This window comes from Neisseria sp. P0001.S005 (genome assembly GCF_051963715.1).
This window is the reverse complement of sequence record NZ_JBQCTZ010000507.1, coordinates 1-590: the sequence shown is the minus strand read 5'-3', so window position 1 is coordinate 590 and position 590 is coordinate 1. Positions and strand designations below refer to the sequence as shown.

Here is a 590-nt window from a genome sequence, read left to right as displayed (position 1 = left end):
ACTTTGGCTTTTTTAGCCACTTCGTTGGCTTCGATATAGTTGTTGATGGTGCGGGTCATCACTTGGCGCAGTGCGGTCAAGTGCGTGCCGCCGTCGCGTTGCGGAATGTTGTTGGTGAAACATTGCACGCTTTCTTGGTAGCTGTCGTTCCATTGCATCGCGCATTCGACGCTCATGCCGTCTTTTTCTCCGAATGCGTAGAAGATTTTTTCGTGCAATGGCGTTTTTTTACGGTTCATGTATTGCACGAAGCCGGCCACGCCGCCGGAGAGGGCGAAGCTTTCGTGTCTACCGTCGCGTTCGTCGATCAGCTCGATGTCTACGCCGTTATTGAGGAAGGAGAGTTCGCGGATACGTTTGGCAAGGGTGTCGAAGCTGTATTCGACATTGCCGAAGGTTTCGCTGCTGGCGAGGAAGCGTACGGTTGTGCCTTTTTTGTCGGAATCGCCGACAACCTTCAACGGCTCTTCGGTTTCGCCGCGTACGAAGCGGACGAAGTGTTCTTTGCCGTCGCGGTAGATGGTCAGCGTTACCCAGTCGGACAGTGCGTTGACGACGGATACGCCCACGCCGTGCAAGCCGCCGGAGAT

General features: G+C 54.9%; 1 pseudogene. It reads right to left on the bottom strand.

Going from position 1 to position 590, the window contains the following annotated elements:
- Window positions 1–590 (bottom strand): annotated as a pseudogene (gene gyrB / locus ACTHSP_RS21340) (DNA gyrase subunit B); the annotation flags it as partial.